Source organism: Gloeobacter kilaueensis JS1 (assembly GCF_000484535.1).
Taxonomy (GTDB): domain Bacteria; phylum Cyanobacteriota; class Cyanobacteriia; order Gloeobacterales; family Gloeobacteraceae; genus Gloeobacter; species Gloeobacter kilaueensis.
Genome location: NC_022600.1, coordinates 3,844,571 through 3,864,850 on the forward strand (window position 1 = coordinate 3,844,571; position 20,280 = coordinate 3,864,850).

Sequence of the window (20,280 nt, forward strand, 5' to 3'; positions counted from 1 at the left end):
TACCTTACCACACCTGGAAGGATTTCTCGCCGCCTGCTGCTGACGAGTCTGGCTTGTTGACCTTCTGTCAGATTTCGGTCGCTATATGTGTGTAAGTCTAGCTCGTTAATGGTCTGCGCTTCCCCCATTACTCCGTGCTGCCCTCGATGCCTACCAAGAACTCTGCCACACCAATGAACTTTACCTGCTTATCGATTAGTCCTATTCAAAATCTCTATCCAGGTATCGCAATTGCCACTGTGCGCGGTGGCGGCATCGGCATCCTCGATAGAGAATTTTGCCCGGTAGACGAGCTACCGGTAGCCCGGACGGCGCTCGAACAGTTGTGCCAGGCCGCCCGCGCCGTAGCGGGCAGCTGCGGTCTGCGCCTGCGGGCTTCTCAGGTGGCGACCAGTTATCCATTGCTCGAACCGCTGGCGGGGCAGCCGCACTGGCTCATCCTCTGCGGCTGGGATACCCAGACCCTCGCCCAGGCTCTCGCCAGCCTGCCGGAGGGGGCAGAGCGGCGGGTTCTCGTCGAGGTCACCGACCTCGACCAGGCAGAACTCATTGTCCAGGCGCAGTTACCGGTAGACGGCCTGGTGGTGCGCGGCCACGAGTGCGGCGGTTGGGTCGGCGAAGATTCGGCCTTTGTGCTTGCCCAGAAGCTCTTGCGCCTGGAGGGAACGACTTCCATTTACGTTCAAGGCGGTATTGGCATCCATACCGCCGGAGCCTGCCGGGTAGCGGGGGTGGCTGGGGTGATCCTCGACGACCAGCTATGGTTGATGCCCGAATCGCCCCTGAGTGCCGAGCAGCAGAGCTACCTCAACGAATTGAACGGGCAGGAAGCAATCCCCATCGGTGAACGGCTCGACGCCCCCCTGCGGGTGCTTGCCCGGCCTGGTTTCGCTGTGATTGCCCGGTTGCAGGCACTCGCCGAGCAGATCGACCTCATCGAGGACCGCACCGAAGCGCTTCGGCAGTGGCAGCAGCAGGCGGACGCCCTCATCGGCTGGGGAGAAGCGGGGGTAACGGCCTGGCCGATCGGCCAGGCGATGGGCCTGGCGGCAGTCTTCCGCGAGCGCTACCGCACCACTGGCCGTCTGGTGCAGGCCATCCTCAAAGAAAGTGCTCGCCACATCGAGCTGGCCCAGCAATGTCAGCCCCTCAAGCCGGGCTCAGCTCTGGCAGCTTCCCACCGCACCGAGTACCCGATCGTCCAGGGACCGATGACGCGGGTGAGCGACACGAGCGAATTTGCCGACGCCGTCGCCGGGGGGGGTGGTCTACCGCTACTGGCCTTGGCGCTGATGCGCGGCGAGCAGGTGCGCTCACTTTTAGTCAAGACCCAGGCACTGATGCAGGGCCGCAGCTGGGGGGTGGGCATTCTCGGTTTTGCCTCCCACGCCCTGCGCGAAGAGCAGATGAAGGCCGTGCGCGAGGTGAAGCCGCCCTTTGCCCTGATCGCCGGTGGCCGCCCCGACCAGGCGGCACAGCTCGAAGAAATCGGCATCGCCACCTACATCCATGTGCCGGTGCCCCGCCTGCTCAAGATGTTCCTCGAACAGGGTGCCCATCGCTTTGTCTTTGAGGGGCGCGAGTGCGGCGGCCACGTCGGTCCGCTAAGCAGCTTCCTGCTCTGGGAGAGCATGGTGGACACGCTGCTTGCCGAGGTACCCGCTCAAAGGGCGGCCTCGATGCACATTCTCTTTGCCGGTGGCATTCACGATGCGACCTCGGCGGCGATGGTCGCCACCCTCGCCGCTCCCCTGACTGAACGGGGGATGAAGGTAGGCGTGCTCATGGGCAGCGCCTATCTTTTTACCGAAGAAGCCGTAAGTTGCGGAGCGATCGTCAGGCAGTTTCAGGAGCAGGCGATCGCCTGTCGGCGCACGATCAACCTCGAGACTGGCCCCGGCCATGCCAGCCGCTGTGCGGTCACCCCCTTTGCCTACGAGTTCTACCAGACTCGCCGCCGGATGGTCGCCGCCGGTCACTCGCCCGAAGAAGTCAAAAACACCCTCGAAGATCTCACCCTCGGACGGCTGCGCACCGCCTCCAAGGGCATGGTGCGTGGGCCCGAGGGCATCAAGGCCGTCGATGAGCCGACCCAGATCAAGGACGGCATGTACATGATTGGCCAGGTGGCGACGATGCGCGACCGGGTCTGTTCCGTGCGCGAGTTGCACGCCGGTGTCTCAGAAGGCAGCGCGGCGCGGCTGGTCGAACAGAGTGCAGCCATCGAAGATCAAGAGGCAGCTCCCACGCCTTCGGATATCGCCGTGATCGGCATCGGCACGCTGCTGCCCAGTGCCCTCGACGCCGAGTCGTACTGGGAGACGATTATCAAGCAGGTAAGCACGATCGCCGAAATCCCTGCCGAGCGCTGGGACTGGCGGCTGTACTTCGACAGCGACCGCAACAAGCGCGACAAGATCTACTCCCGGTGGGGCAGCTTCCTGGAGGATGTGCCCTTCGACCCGGTGCGCTTTGGCATCCCGCCCAGGTCGCTGCGCTCGATCGAGCCGATGCAGCTTCTCGCCCTCGAAGCGGTGCGCCAGGCGATCGCCGACGCCGGTTACGAGGGGAGCGACTTCGATCGCGAGCACACCTCCGTGATCTTCGGTATCGGGGGCAGCGTCGGCGATCTGGGTCAGCAGTACGCTGCCCGCTCCGAAATTCCCCGCATCGTCGGCCAGACCGACCCGGAGGTCTTCGATCGCCTGCCGGAGTGGACAGAAGAATCGTTTCCGGGCCTGCTTGCCAATGTCGTCGCCGGACGGGTGGCCAACCGCTTCAACCTGGGCGGCTCCAACTTTACGGTCGATGCGGCCTGCGCCTCCTCGCTCGCGGCGATTCACCTGGCGGTGCGCGAACTAGAAAGCGGCAACAGCTCGCTTGCAATCGCGGGCGGCGTCGATACGAGCCAGGGTCCGTTTCCGTATTTTTGTTTCAGCAAGACCCAGGCGCTCACGCCAAGGGGCACACCCCGGCCCTTCGACAAGTCCGCCGACGGCATCGTGATCGGCGAAGGTCTGGCGATGGTCGTCCTCAAGCGCCTCGCCGACGCCGAGCGCGACGGCGATCGGATCTACGCGGTGATTAAGGCGACCGCCGGTTCCAGCGACGGCAAAGCCCTCGGAATGACCGCCCCCCTGCCCGCCGGTCAGAAGCGGGCGGTGCGCCGCGCCTATCAAAAAGCCGGTTTCTCCCCCAGGACGCTCAGTCTCTACGAGGCCCACGGCACCGGCACTGCCCTGGGCGACAGTTCGGAGCTGACGACGCTCACCGAGACGCTTGCCGCCGAAAAGGCTGCCCCCAAATCCTGCGCCATCGGCTCCGTCAAGTTGCTCATCGGCCACACCAAGAGCACCGCCGGCGTCGCCGCTTTGATCAAGGCGTCGCTCGCCCTGCACTGGCGGGTGCTGCCCGGCCACCCCATCCCCGATCCGCTCGATCCGATCGTCGATCCGGATAGTCCGGTCTACCTGCTCTCCCAGCCCCGGCCCTGGTTTGCCGGTGCGGCCCATCCCCGCCGCGCCGGGGTGAGTGCCTTCGGCTTTGGCGGCACCAACTTCCACGCCATCCTCGAAGAATATCGCGGCAGTGTGCGCGAGACAGCTCCCGGTGCGGCGCGCTGGCCGCAGGAGCTGTTTGTCTGGCAGGCGGCGAGCAAAGATGCGCTGATAAAAGACCTGCGCACCCTGCGCAAGGCGGCTGTCGCCGGCACCAGACATTCGCTTCGGGATCTGGCCTATACCTGTGCCCGTCAGGCGATGAACCGCCAGGGCCAGGCGGTGCGCCTGGGCATCGTCGCCGCCAGTCATAGCGAACTGGCCGACGCCCTCGATCAGGCGATCGCTGCCCTCGAAGCGCCCCAGGTACCGGTTCTGCCCGAAAATATCCGCATCGGCATCGGCCCGGCCATTCAGCCCGCCGAGATTGCCTTTGTCTTTCCTGGCCAGGGATCGCAGTATCCGGATATGGCGCGGGAGGCGGTGCTGTACTTCGAGGAGCTGCGCCGCGCCATCGAGCAGGCGGATGGGCTGCTCGCCCAGCATCTGCCCCTGCCCCTCAGCCATTACATCTACCCGCCCGCCGCCCACAGCGAAGCGGACGAAGCCCAGCAGCGCCGCGATCTGACCCGCACCCAGGTGGCCCAACCGGCCCTCGGTGCGCTGGAGGCGGGCTACCTCGATCTGGCTCATCGCCTGGGCCTTAAAGCGGCGATGGTCTGTGGCCATAGCTTCAGCGAATACACCGCCCTGCACGCTGCCGGGGTACTGAGCCGCACCGACTTTTTGCGCCTTTCCCAGCGGCGCGGCCAGGTAATGGCCGAAGCAAGCCGGGGCGGCGACGGGGCGATGGCGGCGATCAAGGCCGAGCGCGCCCAGTTGGAGGCGTTGCTCGCCAAACTCGACCCCACCGGCAGTGTGATCGTCGCCAACCACAACGCTCCCTTGCAGTCGGTGCTCTCCGGCGACCGCGAGACCCTGGCCCGGGTCGTCCAGCAATTCAATGACCAGGGCATCGACGCCACCCTGCTCAATGTCGCCGGTGCCTTCCATTCGCCCCGCATCGCCGCCGCCGAAGCACCGATGCGGGCCGCGATCGAAGAAGCGGCTCTCCAGCCGCCCGTTCTGCCCGTCTACTCGAACACGACCGCCCGGCCCTACCCGAGTGCGCCCGAGGCAATTGCCCAGCAAATCACCGGTCATCTGTTGCACTCGGTCGAGTTCGTCGAGCAGATCCGCACCATGTACGCCGACGGTGCGCGGCTTTTTGTCGAACTCGGGCCCAAGATGGTGCTCACCCGCCTGATTGGCCAGATCCTCGAAGGGCAGGCCCACACCGCCCTTGCGCTCGATGGCCAGGGCGGTGGCCTGCGCGGTCTTTTGACAGCCTTTGCCGGTCTGGCGGCCTGCGGCGTTCCTCTGCGCTGGACAGCCCTTTTTGATGGCCGCGAGGCGGTCGCCCTGAGCACGGGCCAGCTCACGGCTCCGGCTCCGGCTCTGAGTGCTACCGCCTGGCTTGTCAACGGTGGCGTTGCCCGGCCTGCGCGCGAACCTGTCGCCTACACGGGCAACAAGCCGCCTCTGACCCTCGAAACCTTCAACCAGACTCGTCCGGCTCTACCGGCCCCGGTAGCAGCCAGTCCACCGGTCCCTACCCCCATCGCTGTGCCCAAACCTGCCGTAGCCGGCAACGGCAACGGCAACGGTAATGGCAAGCACCCTACCGCTCCTGCAAGCAACGGCCACAAACCGACCCTGCATCCACCCACTGTCAGTCCCGTCCCATCCAGCCGCCCGCCGGTCCAACCGCAGGTGATGCCGGTCCAGTCCCACACCATCCAGCAGCCAGCCAGCCCCATGTCGAATGATCTCGCCTTGCAAGCCTACGTGGCTCACCAACAGACGATGCGCCAGTTCCTGGCGACTGAGGAGCAGGTGATGCGCCACTTCCTGCAATTTGCCGCAGGAAGGCCGCTCAGCGCCCCGCTTCCCCAATCAGCGGCCCCGCCGCTCATCGCCCCGCCGGTAGCGGTCCCCGCCGCTGCCCTGCCCGCACCAGCAGCCCCGGCTCCGGCCATGCAGCCCCTACCGGCTCCGGTCGTCCAACCCGCCCCGGTGACGATTGCACCTCCAGTCCTCCCTGTGGCTGCTGCGCCGCCCCCGCCCCCACCGCCGCCCCCTGCCATCAAAGCGGCTCCTGTCCCTGCCCCTGCGACAGCGATGGGCCGCGAGCAGGTGACGCGGACGATTCTGGAACTGGTGAGCGAGCGGACCGGTTATCCGGTCGAGGTGCTCGGACTCGATCAAGATGTCGAAGCCGAGTTGGGCATCGACTCGATCAAGCGCGTCGAGATTATGGGTGCCCTGCAAAAGGCGCTGCCCGCCGAGTGGACAGCCCAGGTGCAGAGCAAGATGGAAACGCTCACCCGCGCCAAGACCCTCAACCACCTCATCGACCAGGTACTGACCCTCGCTTCCTCCACGGCCACCGAGGAGGGCCAGGGCCCAAAAAAATCCTGGTCCGCAGTTGAGGCCGCACCGCGCTTCGTGATGGAAGCGCAGGTGCAGCCTCTGCTGCGGAGCGAGCGGACAGCGCTCGAAGGATTGTTTTTGCTCACCGAAGACAGCCTGGGAGTCGCGAGCCATCTGGCCAGTGCGCTCCAGGCTGCCGGTGCGCGCACGGTCACGGTTCCAGCGGCGCTTCTGGCCTCGCCCGAACCATTGAACGCTCACCTGGAGCAGTTGCGTACAAGCCACGGGCCGGTGACGGGCATCGTCCACCTCGCCCCCCTCGACAGGTTGGCGCTGCCTGGGGATCTCTCAGGCTGGCGCAACTGCACCCAGATCCAGGCCAAGAGCTTCTTCCAGATTCTTAAAGCCTGCAGCGCCGATCTCACAGCCGCCGGGGCAAAGGCCCACGTGCTCGCTGCCTCCGCTCTGGGCGGTTACCTGGGCCGCAAGGACACCGTTGGACCAGGATTGGCGGCGGGGGGCGGCGTCTTTGGCATCGTCAAGACGGTCGCCCAGGAGTGGTCCGACGCCCACGCCAAAGCTCTCGACTTCGACGGGAGTCTCGACGCCCGGCAGATGAGCGAATGCCTGCTTGCCGAAATTTTTGCCGCCGACAGCCGCCAGGAGGTGGGCTACCCGGCGGGTCAGCGCACCGTCTTTCAGGCGGTCCCGGCCCCGCTTGCTGCCGGAGGCACGCCCCGCCTGCGCCCCGACAGCGACTGGGTAACGCTCGTCATCGGCGGAGCGCGAGGCATCACCGCAGAGATCGCCGCCGATCTGGCCGAGACGGGCATGACGCTCATCGTCGCCGCCCGCTCGCCGGTGCCCACCCCCGAATCGGCGGAGACCGAGGGCATCGAGAACCTTGGCACCCTGCGCAAGCTCTTTCTCGCTCGCCTGCAGGCAGCGGGCAAAAAGCCAACGCCCGCGCTCATTGAGCAGCAGGTTCAGAACCTGTTAAAAGAACGGGCGATCGCCCGCAACCTGGCCCGCTTTGAAAAGCTCGGTGCCCGCGTCGGCTACTACAGTGTGCGCGACGAGCAGCAACTCGCGAGCTTGATCGAAGAAATTTATGGGCGCTACGGGCGGCTGGATGCGGTGGTCAACGGTGCCGGGATTATCGAGGACAAGCTTATCGCCGACAAGAGCTTTGAGTCGTTCAGCCGGGTCTTCGATACAAAAGTCGATATCGCCTTTACCCTGGCGCGCACCCTCAGGCCCGAGACGCTCAAGTTGCTGGTGTTCTTCAGTTCAGTGGCGGGCCGCTTTGGCAACCGGGGCCAGGTCGATTACGCCGCCGCCAACGAGACCATGAATCGCCTTGCCTGGCAGATGGACCACCAGTGGCCCCAGACGCGGGTGATCTCGCTCAACTGGGGTCCCTGGGAATCGGGCATGGCCTCCGAGGCCGTCAAAGAACAGTTCCGCAAGCGCAACGTGATCCCGATCCCGCTTGAATCGGGCCGCAAGGCTTTTATCGAAGAGTTGTTCTTTGGTCCCAAAGGGGCGGTCGAGATCGTCCACGGCGAGGGGCCGTGGGAGACCGCAGAGCTGACGCGGGGCAACTTCAAGCCCGAGGCAGCCGTTCAGGTCAGTTCTGGACCGCCGGTGCGCCCCTTTGCCCTGATTCGTTCTCCCTTTGTGCTGCAGCCCAATTCGACCGTCACCCTCGATCACACCTTCACGACGGCGAGTGACCCGTACTTGATCGACCACAGCATGGACGGCAACCCGGTGCTCCCTGCTACCGTCGCCCTCGAATGGCTGGCGGAGTTCGTCCAGGACGCCTGGCCCGATCTTGTAGTTACCGAAGTGCGCGACCTGCGCGTGCTGCGCGGCGTGGTCTTGAACGCTCCCCAGGGCCGGCGGGTCACCCTGAGCGCCCGCGCCTCGGTCCACGCCGACGCCGACGCCCTCGAGGTGAGCGCCGAGGTCTTCGATCCCGACAAAAAAGCGCCCTTCTACCGGGCGCTGGTGGTGATGCGGCCCCGCCTTGAGGAGGAACCCACCGACCTCCCGGAACCCCTGCGCACAACCGGTAGCGTCCTCGATGCGGCCACCGCCTACCGCGACCACACTTTCCACGGACCGCAGTTCCAGCTTTTGAGCGCCATCGAGCGCCTCGACGAGCACGGCATCGATGCAGTTGTCCAGCCCAGCCGACCGGCACAGTTTCTGGCCACCGGCGAGTCGCTGCCGGACTGGCTGTTCGATCCGGGCCTGCTCGATACACTGCCGCAGCTGGCGCTTTTTTGGGCGCGCATCAACCAGGGTTCCTTTGCCCTGCCGAGCCGGTTGGGCCGGGTGATCCGCTACGGCAGCGGACCGCTCGCAGGACCGCTGCGGATCGCTTTTCGGGTGACGAGCGCCAACGAGCACCAGCTGAGCTACGACGCCCACATCATCGACAGGGACGGCCACGTGCGCCTGGTGCTCATCCACGGCGAGAGCAACAGCTCCCGCGCGCTCAACCGGCTGGCGAGGGTGCCATGAACCTGCCCATCGAACCGGTTGCGATCATCGGCGTTGCAGCACTGTTTCCGAAGGCAAAAGATGCGGCCTCCTTCTGGCAGAACATTCTCGACAAAGTCGATGCGGTGAGCGAAGCGCCCCCCTCCTGGGCGCGGCACTACTTCGATCCCGACTCCAAAGAACAGGACCGGATCTACACGACCAAGGGCGGTTTCTTGGGCGAGCTGGCCGAGTTCGATCCGACCGAATTTGGGATCATGCCCAATACGATCGACGCTGCCGAGCCGGATCACTTTATTGCCCTCAAGCTGGCCCGCGACGCGCTGGCTGACGCCGGCTACCTCGATCGGCCCTTCAACCGCAAAAAAGCGGGGATCATCTTGGGCCACGGCGTCTACGTCAACCGTGGCCACATGGCGATGCTCCAGCAGACGCTGGTGCTCGATCAGACGATCGACACCCTCCGGCGGGTCTGCCCAGATATGGACGATGCCTCGATCGAGGCGGTGCGCCGGGCGCTGCGGGCCAACACTCCGGCATTCAACGCCGAGGTGGTGCCGGGGATGGTGCCAAACGTGATCACAGGCCGGATCGCCAACCGCCTCGACCTGATGGGCACCAACTATCTCATCGACGCCGCCTGCGCCTCGGGGCTGGTGGCGGTCGAGCTGGCGATGAAGGAACTGGCGAGCGGCAGATGCGACCTGATGCTCGCAGGCGGCGTCCAGGCGTCGCTGCCGCCGCAGTACAACATGGCCTTCTGCCAGCTCGGTGCCCTCTCCCACACCAGTATCCGGCCCTTCGACAAAGCCGCCGACGGCAACGTCATGGGCGAAGGCTGCGGCATATTGGTGCTCAAGCGCCTCAAAGACGCCGAGCGCGACGGCGATCGGATCTACGCCGTCGTCAAAGGCGTCGGCAGTTCCAGCAACGGCAAGGCGCTCGGGATGCTCGCTCCCCGCCTCGAAGGGGAGGTGCTCGCCCTCGAAGAAGCCTACGCCCAGACAGGCATCGATCCGGCGAGCGTCGATCTGGTCGAAGCCCACGGCACCGGCATTCCGGTGGGCGACCGCACCGAGATGGAAGCCCTCGCCCAGGTCTACGGCGCGCGCTCAGGCGAGTTGCCTCGGGTCGGCATGGGTTCGGTCAAGTCGATGATTGGCCACTGCATCCCCGCTTCGGGGGCGGCGAGCTTTATCAAGATTGCCCTGGCCCTCTATCACAAAGTCCTGCCGCCCACCCTGCTCGATGCGGTCAACCCGGATCTGGGGGTCGAGCGGACGCCCTTTTATCTCAACAACCAGACCCGCCCCTGGGTGAGCGCCAATCAGCGGCCCCGTCGAGCCGGGATCAATGCCTTCGGCTTCGGTGGAATCAACGCCCACGCCCTCTTAGAAGAGTACCGCCCAAGCGGTCCTGAGCAGATCCTGCACCGGCACTGGCCCTCGGAGTTGTTCGTCTTTGCTGCCGCCGACCGGGCGGGCCTGATAAGCCAGATCGAGGCGGCCCTGGCGCTGGCCGATCGGACCTCCCTCGCTCAGCTCGCCTGCAACCTCGCTGCTGCAGCCGGTGAGGGGCGCTGTCGTCTGGCCCTGATTGCCCGCAACGGCGAAGAACTCACAAACAAGCTCAATCAAGCCATCGAAAAGCTCAAAGATTCTGGCCGCGTTCGCTTTCGGGGCGGGCTTTTTTACAACGAAGTCGCTCCAGACGCTGCCGGTGCAAAGACGGCGATGATCTTTCCGGGCGAGGGCTGCCAGTATCCGAATATGCTCGCGGATCTCTGCCTGTACTTTCCGGTGGTGCGCGAGTGGTTCGATTTTCTTGACTCGGCCCTGGGCGAAGGACGGCCCCACCCGCCCAGCCGCTATATCTTCCCGCCGCCCACAGCCATCGATGACGCGGTGATCGAGCGCACGCACCGGACGCTCTACCAGATGGAACTGGCCGTCGCCTCGGTCGCCACCGCCAGCATGGCCCTCTACGAGCTGTTGCGCGAGTTCGAGGTCAGGCCCGATGTGATGGTGGGCCACAGCACCGGCGAACTTACCAGTCTGGTCGCCTCGGGTGTGGTCCGCCTCGCCGATCGCTCCGAGATGATGAGCAAGCTGCTCCTCATGAATACGCTCTACCAGCAGCTCGAAGAGACCAACCTCATCCCGCGTGGCGTACTGCTCACCGTCGGCGCACTGCGCAGCGAGGTGCTCGCCAAGCTGTTAGACGAATTTCCGGACCGGCTGCACCTGGCGATGGACAACTGCCCGAATCAGGTGGTGCTCTTTGGCGACGAAGGGGCGATTGCCGAGGCGGCGGATCGGCTGCAGACGAGCGGGGCGATCTGCCAGCGCCTGCCCTTTGACCGCGCCTACCACACGCCCCTCTTTGAAGCGCCCGCCCAGGTGCTGCGCGCCTTCTACGACGCCCTCGACGTTGGCCCGGCCCAGACGCCGCTCTACAGTTGCGCTACAGTCGATCGCTTTCCGGACGAGCCGGAGGCGATCCGCGAACTGGGTGTGCGGCAGTGGCCTTCGCGGGTGCGCTTTCGCGAGACGATCAGCCAACTCCACGACGAAGGGGTGCGCTTTTTTATCGAAGTCGGTCCGAGCGGCAACCTGACAGGCTTTGTAGACGACATTCTTAAAGGCCGCGACTACCGGGCGGTGCCGGTCAACAGCCAGCGCAAGAGCGGCCTCGAGCAGTTGCAATTTTTGATTGGCCAGTTGTTCGTCGCCGGTCAGCCTGTCAGTTTTGACCCGTTTTTCAAGCGGCGCGGGCTCGTGCCCGAAGCGCCGGAGGCGGCACCTACCAAAAAGCGCCGGGGCCGGATCCTCGATCTGACCCTGCCGCACATGGAATTGCCGGAGAACTTTGCCCTGCCCAGTCTCAACGGCAAGGTTACTGCTCCGTCTGCTCCCGCCCCTGCTCCACCCGTCCCCGCCCCGCCCCCGCCCGCAGCGAACAACGGTCACGCTGCGCTGAGCGCCATCCCGGTCGCCCCCGATCCGCAACCGGTCGTCATCGGCGACGCCGGGGCGGCGATCGTCCACGATCACTTCACCCTGATGCAAGAATTTCTAGCCAGCCAGGACCGGCTCTTTGCGAGCCTCGTCTCCGCTGCCCCCGCCCAGGCAGGATCGACTCACGCGCCTGTACAGGCCGATCCCTGGCCGTACCTGGGAGAGATTCTCGCCTGCAGCGACGGAATGCTCCACTGCCGCCGCCGCTACGCACCCGAAACAGACACTTTCCTCGAAGATCACACCCTGGGGGGCAACCCCTCCGCCCTGCAGCCGGAACTCTTGCCGCTGCCGATTCTGCCTTTTACGACCAGCATGGAGATGATCGCCCAGGCGGCTCTCTACCTGGCGGGTGGCAGCGGAGTGGTAAGCGGTATGAGCGACGTGCGCGGCTACCGCTGGCTCGCCCTCGATCGCGGGGCGCTGACGCTCGAAGTCGTCGCCCGGTTGCTGCCCGGCGGATCGGGTGAACCCCTCCGCGTCCAGGCGCAGCTTTTTCAGCTCAGCGAGGACGATCCCGAGCAGCGGATTCTCGGTTTTGAAGCGACGGTGCTGATTGCCGAAAATTATGCCCCGGCTCCGGCTCCCCGCGACCTCGATCCAGGTACCCTCTGGCAGATGAGCGAGGAGCTGGCGGACGACCGGCTCTACCTCACCGGCATGTTCCACGGGCCGCGCTTCCAGAGCCTGCGCCACATCCGCTGCTGCGGCGAAAAAGGGATCGAGGCGGACCTGTACGTCTATGGCAACAGCGACTACTTCGCCGATGGCCGCCAGGGCGTCTTTCAGATCGATCAGAGCATCATCGATGCCGCCGGACAGCTCTCGGCTTTCTGGCTCTCTCAGGACATCGACAGTCCCGAATTCAGCATGTTTCCGTTCCAGGTGGGCCGCTTCGAGCAGTTCGGACCGCCCGCACCCGCCGGGACGATCTTGCTCTGCCGCTGCCGCTCGCGCTACCTGAGCGAGTCGGTCACCGAATCGGACCTCGATTATTTCACTCCCGACGGGCAGCTCGTCTATCGCCTCACCGGCTGGCTGAACCGCTTCTTTCTCTCGCCCCCCCACTATCAAGATTTTCGGATCGCTCCCCAGCACAACTATCTTTCTGAACCCTGGCTGCAGGAGCAAACGGGGCTCATCTGCCGCCGCTACGCCAATCCGGGCAATTATCTCGAAGAAAGCTGGGAAATCTGGAAGCGGGTCACCGCCCACCTGATCCTGGGCGAGGGCGAGCGGGCTTTCTGGTACGGCCTGCCCGAGCAGGGCACCCGCCGCCGCGACTGGCTTTTGGGCCGTCTCGCCGCCAAAGAAGCCCTCCGGCAGTGGGCGGGAACCTATCTGGGCGTCGCCCTCGCTCCGGCAGATTTTGAAATCTGGGGCAACGAGTTGGGCCGTCCGGAAGTCCACTGCCCGGCTCTGGCCCAGCTGGGCTGGATGCCTGCGGTGTCGATTGCCCACAGCGACGGGTGCGCTGTCGCCGCTGTGGCTGCCGACGGCTACACCCTGGGCATCGACCTGCAGCGGCGGCTGCCTTTGCGTACCGCCGACTGGGTGAATGTCGCCTTTGAATCCACGGAGCTGGCGCTGCTGCCCGACGCGACGGACGAACTGGCGCTGTTGGGCCTCTGGTGCGCCAAGGAGGCGGCGGCCAAGGCCCACGGCACGGGGCTTGCCGGTGCTCCCCGCCAATGGCAGGTGGTCGCCCGCAGCCCGGATGGCTCTGCCCTCACCGTCCACCACGCAGGGCTGTTCTTTGGCGTGCAGCTCTGGGCTTCGTCAGAAGAAGTCTTTGCCGTCTGCCGCGCAGTGCCGACGGCCTGAATCTGTCCCCTGTCATCAGGAAATTACCCATGACCGTCACCCTTCAAAAAGTAGAAACCGAAATCATCGAAATTCTGGACGATATGACCCAGGACTGGGATCTGGAAGTCGAGGAGATTACCCCCAAGACCAGCCTGGTCAACGAACTCGAATTTGCCTCGATCGACTACGTGCAGCTGGTGGTGGCGATCGAGGAGCACTTCGGGCGCAAGCTCGACTTTAGCGAACTGATCTTAAACGACGGCAAGTACGTCAGCGATATCTCCGTCGCAGAACTGGTCAACTTCGTTACCCGCAAACTCAATCAGGATTAACCATGACAAGAACACTCGCGATCGGCATGGATGGTGCCACCTTCACGATCCTCGATCAGATGGTCGAGGAATTGCCGGGCCTCGGCCTCGCCATGCCCTTCATGAAAAAGATCTTCGAGGGGGGCGCTCGCTCGCGGCTGCTCTCGACGCCCAACCCGCTCACACCGCCCGCCTGGGTGTCGTTTATGACCGGTCGCACCCCCGGCAACCACGGCGTCTACGACTTTATCCGCATGGAAGAAAAGGGCGACGACGTTTTCTATACGCTCTACGACGCCCGCGATGTCCAGACCGAGATGATCTGGTCGATCGCCACGCGCTCGGGCAAAAAAGTGGTCGCCCTCAACTATCCGTTTACGGCTCCGCCCCGGCCCAACACCGGCTCGCTGGTGCCCGGTTTTACCCACTGGAAGCACCTGCGCCGCAGCACCTCGCCGCCCGAACTCTACGAGCGCCTCAAGGAGATGCCCGACTTCAGCCCCAAGAACCTCGCCTGGGACTTCGAGCACGAAAAGCAGATCATGGAAGCGCTGGGCCAGGGTGAGCTGGCAGACTGGATTCGCTATCACATCCGCCGCGACGAGCACTGGCTGGCGGTCGCCGAAAAGCTCTTGGTCGAGGACCAGCCGGATCTGATGGCGGTGCTCTTCGACGGCACCGACAAGCTCCAGCACCAGATCTACTACTACCTCGATCCGAACCTCACCCCCGAGGAGCCGAGCGACGCCTACCTCGAACTGCGCGCCCTCTCCTTCGAGTACTTCCGCAAGTTAGATAGCTGGATCGAAAGGCTGGTCGAGCTGGCCGGTCCCGACACCCAGGTGTTTCTCAACTCCGATCACGGCTTTACCGCCTCCTTCGAGGTGGTGCGCATCAACGCCTACTTGGCCGATCGGGGCTACCTGGTGCTCAAGGCGGGCGACGGCCTGGAGGATGGCCGTCCGACTTCGACCTGGTTTGCCAACGTCGATTTTACGAAGACCCGCGCCTACTGCCCGACGCCCTCCAGCAACGGCATCGTCATCCGCGTCGCGAGCAAGCCCGGTGAGCCGGGGATCGCTCCGGAGGAATACGAAGCGTTCCGCGATCAGCTGATCGCCGATCTCTACGACTTGCGCGATGCGGTTACGGGCGAGCAAATTATCAAGGCGGTGCGCAAGCGCGAGGAGATCTACAACGGTCCCGCCCTGGCCGACGCGCCGGATCTGACCCTCACCCTGCGCGATCACGGCTTCGTGTCGATCCGCGACGTGCGCCCGGTGGTCGAAAAGCGGCCCGAACCGCTCGGCACCCACCACCCCGAAGGCGTCTTTCTCGCCTACGGTCCCGGCATCCGGCCCGGTTATCTGGGTCCGCTCCACCAGATCGCCGATGTGCCCGCCACTCTGCTCTACAGCCTCGGCCTGCCCATCCCCGACAACTTCGAGGGCAAAGTCGCCCAGGACTTCTTCAACGACGAGTACCTGATGGTCAACCCGGTGCGCACCGGCTCGGCGGCGCTCACCGGCAAGGGGGCGAGCGAGGAGAACGCGATGGACGAAGCGGAGAAGGCAAAGCTGCTCGAACAGTTGCAGATGCTAGGCTACGTGGAGTAAGTAAAAAACCGCTTATGGGCAATCCTGAACCGTGGCCTGGCCTGCGGCTCGCGGATCTGCGCAAAACCTGCCTCAACGGTCTGGGAGACGGCTTCAACAGCTACGCCCACGCGATGGGCTGGTTCAAGGGCCGTCTCTACGTCGGCACCACCCGCGCCGTCCTGCAGAAGCTCAAGACGATGATCCCGCTGCAGACCGAGTTCTGGCCTGTCGATGCGGCCTGCCTCGACGATCCAGATTTTGAAGAGCGGGTCGCCCCGGCGGAGATCTGGCGCTACGACCCGGCCACGGACCACTGGGAGCGGCTTTTTCGCTCGCCTTTGATCCTCGGTTCCCACGGCCAGTCCATTGCCCGCGAGATGGGCTTTCGCTCGATGGTCGTCTTCCAGGGCAAGTCCGATCCGGAACCGGCCCTGTACCTGGGCAACTTCTCCCGCGCCCAGGGACCGGGCTCCCAGGTGGTGCGCTCGATCGACGGCGTTCACTTCGAGGCGTGCTCCGAAGGGGGCCTGATGGGCCTGGCTTTTACCAGCCTGCGGCTGTTGGTGCCCTTCAAGGGCAAGCTCTTCACCGCTCCCACCGGCGCAAAGGGCGGCAATCAAAATGCCAGCGGCGTCTGCCTGGTCTTCGAGAGCGACGACCCGGCAAAGGGCGTCTGGCGGCAGGTCAATACCCCCGGCTTCGGCGATCCGGGCAACCTGACCGTCTTCATCATGAATACCTTTGAAGATCACCTCTACGCCGGGACGTTCAACAACAGGGGCTTCCAGCTCTGGCGCACCGCCGCCGAGGGAGAGCCCCCCTACGAGTGGGAGTGCGTGATCAAGGACGGAGCCGGGCGCGGCCCGCTCAACCAGGTGGCCGTCAGCTTGATCCCCCACAAGGGTGCCCTGTACCTGGGCACCGGCATCCAGAACGGCGGCTGCGATCTTAAAAACAACATCGGTCCGGCGGGAGCAGAGATCATCCGGGTCTTTCCCGATAAGACCTGGGAAGTCTGCGTGGGCGATCCCCGCGACGGGCACTTTCCTTTGAGCGGCCTGGCGGGCGGCTTCAACAACGTGCGCAACGGCTATATCTGGCGGATGGGCACCCACGACGGCTGGATCTACGCCGGGACGATGAACTGGAGCACGATCTTGCTCTACATGAGCATGGATCTGGCAAGCAGCGACAAGGTGCGCTACATCATCGACCAGATGGGGCTTGAGTCGCTGGTAGCCGACGAGGGCGGGGGCGAGCTGTGGCGCAGCTGCGACGGCGAGAACTGGCTGCCGGTGGACCGCCGGGGCTTTGGCAACATGTACAACTACGGCATCCGCAACATCGTCTCCACCCCCGCCGGACTCTTTATCGGCACCGCCAACCCCTTCGGTCCCCGCGTCGCCGTCAAAGAAAACGGCCAGTGGACCTACACCGACAATCCCCTGGGCGGCCTCGAAGTCTGGCTGGGCAACCGCGACCTGCGGGTGCCGAGCTGGGGCAAGGCGGACCCCAGCTTGATCGAGCGGCGCTAAGGGCACAATCAAGCCGCGTCACTCCTCCCAGATGTCGCGCCACTTGGCGATCGTGCCGTTGGGCGCAAAGCGGCGGCGGCTGGTGCGGTTCTCGTAGATGGGCTGGCCCTGCTCGCGCAGGACGACGTACTTGTAGGAGATGATCTTGTCGGCGCTCTGTTTGATGGCAACCTCGCCCAGCCAGGTGTTCTCGTTGATGTATTCGAGGGCCACCGCCTGATCGCGGTCCCAGTTACCGAGTTCCGGACAGTCGCCGACGATCGCTACGATCTCTCCCGGTCGCGTGCGAATGCCGTTGAGCTGGATACGCGCCACCTGGCGGCCACGCACCGGCTTGCCGGTGACGCTCAAGACGACGACCTGCCGGGGGGCCAGTTCCAGCTTTTCGAGGCGGCCTGCTTTGATCGTGTAGTCCTCGCCGCTCAGCACGCAGCGGTGGGTGCCGTCCGGCAATTCGGTGAGCACATCCTCGACGAGCACCGTCTCGATGCTGCGGTTAAGGGCGACGAAGCAGCGCGCGTCGCGGTACTTGCGCACAAAAGCGTAGATGTCCGGGTTGATATAGCGCGTCCACTGTCCGCCCCACTTGACCGCCGGGTTGCGCCGCCGCACCGCCGAGAGCCGGTGCAGGTCGCGGAAGAGCGGCGTCCGTTCGTCCCAGAGCGCCATCATCGGTCGGTTATACGGGTCGTTGCCGCCGTCGGTGTCGTCGTGGAGGTACTGCTCGGTGCCGTAGTACAGGCAGGGAATGCCCCGGCTGAGCATGATCAGGTCCACCGCCAGGCGCAGCGTCTCGTCGTCCGCGCCGAGCGACTGGAAGCGGGGCATGTCGTGGTTGTCGATGAAGGTGACAAGCTCGGTTGCCCCCCGGTAGCGCCAGTCCTCGCGAAAGACGTCCTCGATCAGATGAAAGCCGCTCGGGTCAGCCTGGGCGAGAGCCTGGCGGATGGCGATGCACAGGCCAAAATCGAGCATCGACATGCCTGAGAAGTTGGCAAATTCGACCGAGCGCTCGCTCAGCGGATGCGAGTAGATCCACTCGCCAAAGACAAAGACATCCGGCTTGTGGGCCTGGATGTCGGAGTTGAACTCCTGCCAGAACCAGATGGGCATGTGCTTGACCGTATCGACGCGCAGCGCGTCCACGCCCTTGTCGAGCCAGAGCTTGATCGCCCCTTTGATGTAGTTGCGGTAGTGGATGTTGTTTTCGTTGAAGGTTGCCAGCCCCGCCAGTTCACAGTTTTGGACCTGCCACTCGTCGTTCCAGTCGCTCACCTCGCCGTAGTGGTGGTACCAGAAGTCCTTGTCGTCGTTAAAATCGGCGATCAGCTTGCCGTCGTCGAACAACTGGCCCTTGATCCCGGCGGCGTCGGGGGAGCTGTGGTTGCAGACAACGTCGAGGATGAGCTTCATCCCGCGCTCGTGCAGCGCTTTAATCAGCCGATCGAAGGTGGTGTCGTTGCGCTCGAAGAGGCGCACCTCCTCGGGACCGGATACCCAGCGGGCGTTGATGCGCTTGAAGTCGCGGGTCCAGTAGCCGTGGATGGGAGCCGCCTCCCACGACATCGCCTCGATCTGCTCGAACAGCGGCGTCACCCAGATCGCCGTCACACCCAGCTTTTGCAGGTAATCGAGTTTGGCGATGATCCCCTCAAGATCGCCGCCCCAGTACTTTCCCCAGTCCCGCCGCTCCGGGTCGTACAAACTCGGGTCCGGTCCCTCGTCGTTGCCCGGATCGCCGTTGAAGAAGCGATCGACCACGATAAAGTAAATCGTCTCTCCCCGAAACTCGATGTCGCTCAGCTGCAGCAGATTGATGAACTCTTCTTCCTGCTCGGCAGCTGCCTTCGCAGCGTCAGTGTCCGGTGGGATCTGGGATTGAGAAATCATCGGTTACTTCCTGGTACGGATGGATGAATCGCTGCGCGTGAACGCGCCGGAGCGGGCCGTTAGAATGTTAGCGTAGATACTAATCAGCAGGGAAGTCCCCTTGAACACACAGCCGCCGCACAAAAGCCAGGCCATCCTGGCAGAGCTGGTATCGAAGGCAGGTTACAGGAGTGTCACGGGTTTTTGTCGGGCAGCGGGAATTGGCCGTTCCACGGCCCGGCGGCTGCAGCAGGGACAGATTACAGCGATCCGGCTGGAGAGCCTGCAGCGGATTGCAGGAGTACTGGCCCTCGATCTGCCCGCCCTCATCGAGCAGTTTCTGCCCACCGGCAGGGGTGCGGCCACCGACTGGCGCTTCGAGTACGAGCGCCTGCGGGAGCAGACCAAATCCAGAGAAGCCCAGTGGCGCGAGGCGTGGGATCTGAACTTTTATCGCAGCGTCGAACTGTTGCTGCTGCAGTTGCCGACGATCAGGCGCGCAGCGGACGAGCGGTCAGATCTTACGGCGCGCTCGGTACTCGACTTATTGTTGCCCTTCGATGAATTTGTAGCCGAGGCCGGTTTTGAGCCGGTCGGCGCGCCCGGAGAAGTTATCCGCTTCGATCCGCAACAGCACCAGGGAGCGGGGCTGGCTCCCGGTACTGCGGCGCGCATCAAGACCGTCGGCTACCGCTATCGGGGCCAGTTGCTCACTCGCGCCAGGGTGGTGGCGCTCTAATCTGGATACCAGAACATGCCCCGGATACCCTCGGGATCGGGGATGAAGCCGAGGCGGCGATAAAAATCGACGACGTGGGGATCGGCGAAGAGGGTAATGTTGCTGATGTCGGCGGCGCGCAGCTCAGCGATAATCCGGTCCATCAGGGCGCGTCCCAGCCCCTTGCCCTGGTACTCCGGATGCACCACCACATCCCAGATCGTCGCGTTGAAGGCGTGGTCGGAGGTGGCGCGGGCAAAACCGATCAGCTGCTTGAATTCACCCCGCTGCTCGTACATCGAGATCACACAGAAGCTGTGGTCGATCGCTTTTTTGACCTTGCGCAGGGGACGGCGCGACCAGCCAACCGCATCGCACAATTCTTCGAGCGCGTACAGGTCGATCTCGCGATCGCTCGTGAAGAAAATGTTGTTGTAGGTTTCGCTGACGCTGGCGCTGTCGGAACCGGTAAACAGGCGTTTCCAGAAACTCATTAGGACGCGACGAGTTTGTGAGTGAGGACGGTGGTGCTATCTTATTAAACCTAAAACTTCTCCGAATCTGCTGCCGGAGGGGGCATTTCCTCTGCTAAAACGCGGTCGAGAATAAAAACTTCGATCGCCTCGCCGGTGCGGGTGCTGATGTCGTGGTGGGAACTGGTCACCCGTGCGCCGGTGATATTCTCGATCGACTGCTGCATCTGGAGGCTGAACTGCTCGCGCAGGTAAGCGCGCACCTGCTTGAGCAGCCGCCGCCCCTCCAACTCGCGGGCGAGGAACTGCTCCTCGCGGGTGAGGGTGCCCTTGAGGCGCACGATCACCATGTCCTGAAAGACGTGGGCGACCGCCTCGGTCGGTCCCCGGCCCGTCATCTCCTTGAGGATGCGGACCATCGCCCCCGCCACATCGACTTCGATCTGTCTGCGGCGGTCCAAGATGCTGATTCC

At 64.3% G+C, this 20,280-nt stretch carries 9 protein-coding genes; 6 read left to right on the forward strand and 3 right to left on the reverse strand.

Features of this window, described 5'->3' with window-relative positions; translation table 11 throughout:
* Positions 1–146: 146 nt before the first annotated feature.
* From GKIL_RS17835 to GKIL_RS17855, 5 genes are read left to right on the forward strand one after another with little or no spacing between them, the layout of a single operon-like run.
* The gene (locus GKIL_RS17835) at positions 147–8,501 is read left to right on the forward strand and encodes a type I polyketide synthase (protein WP_023175208.1); all 8,355 of its coding nucleotides are present in this window, start codon (positions 147–149) and stop codon (positions 8,499–8,501) included.
* Positions 8,498–13,321 (forward strand): type I polyketide synthase, encoded by a 4,824-nt coding sequence (locus tag GKIL_RS17840; RefSeq protein WP_023175209.1) that lies wholly within the window; start codon positions 8,498–8,500, stop codon positions 13,319–13,321. The genes GKIL_RS17835 and GKIL_RS17840 overlap by 4 nt, the downstream gene beginning before the upstream one ends.
* 29 nt (positions 13,322–13,350) lie before the next feature.
* Complete coding sequence (locus GKIL_RS17845) at positions 13,351–13,635, forward strand: acyl carrier protein (RefSeq protein ID WP_023175210.1); 285 nt, start codon at positions 13,351–13,353, stop codon at positions 13,633–13,635.
* A gap of 2 nt (positions 13,636–13,637) precedes the next feature.
* The gene (locus GKIL_RS17850; RefSeq protein ID WP_023175212.1) at positions 13,638–15,230 is read left to right on the forward strand and encodes an alkaline phosphatase family protein; all 1,593 of its coding nucleotides are present in this window, start codon (positions 13,638–13,640) and stop codon (positions 15,228–15,230) included.
* 14 nt (positions 15,231–15,244) lie between these two features.
* Positions 15,245–16,747, forward strand: a complete 1,503-nt coding sequence (locus GKIL_RS17855) for a hypothetical protein (protein WP_023175213.1) — start codon at positions 15,245–15,247, stop codon at positions 16,745–16,747.
* Positions 16,748–16,765: 18 nt separating this feature from the next.
* Here GKIL_RS17855 and GKIL_RS17860 read toward each other — a convergent pair whose 3' ends face one another.
* On the reverse strand, positions 16,766–18,637 hold the full coding sequence (locus GKIL_RS17860; RefSeq protein WP_023175214.1) for an alpha-amylase family glycosyl hydrolase: 1,872 nt from the start codon (positions 18,635–18,637) through the stop codon (positions 16,766–16,768).
* A gap of 100 nt (positions 18,638–18,737) precedes the next feature.
* On the opposite strand from GKIL_RS17860, the gene GKIL_RS17865 reads away from it, so the two are divergent.
* On the forward strand, positions 18,738–19,355 hold the full coding sequence (locus GKIL_RS17865; RefSeq protein WP_023175215.1) for a helix-turn-helix domain-containing protein: 618 nt from the start codon (positions 18,738–18,740) through the stop codon (positions 19,353–19,355).
* On the opposite strand, the gene GKIL_RS17870 is transcribed toward GKIL_RS17865, so the two are convergent.
* Both GKIL_RS17870 and GKIL_RS17875 read right to left on the reverse strand, forming a co-directional pair.
* Positions 19,352–19,828 carry a GNAT family N-acetyltransferase gene (locus GKIL_RS17870; protein WP_023175216.1) on the reverse strand — a complete coding sequence of 159 codons (477 nt, stop codon included), beginning with the start codon at positions 19,826–19,828 and terminating at the stop codon, positions 19,352–19,354. The two genes, GKIL_RS17865 and GKIL_RS17870, sit on opposite strands and share 4 nt — an antisense overlap.
* 50 nt (positions 19,829–19,878) lie before the next feature.
* On the reverse strand, positions 19,879–20,268 hold the full coding sequence (locus GKIL_RS17875; protein WP_023175217.1) for a Na-translocating system protein MpsC family protein: 390 nt from the start codon (positions 20,266–20,268) through the stop codon (positions 19,879–19,881).
* Positions 20,269–20,280: the final 12 nt, after the last annotated feature.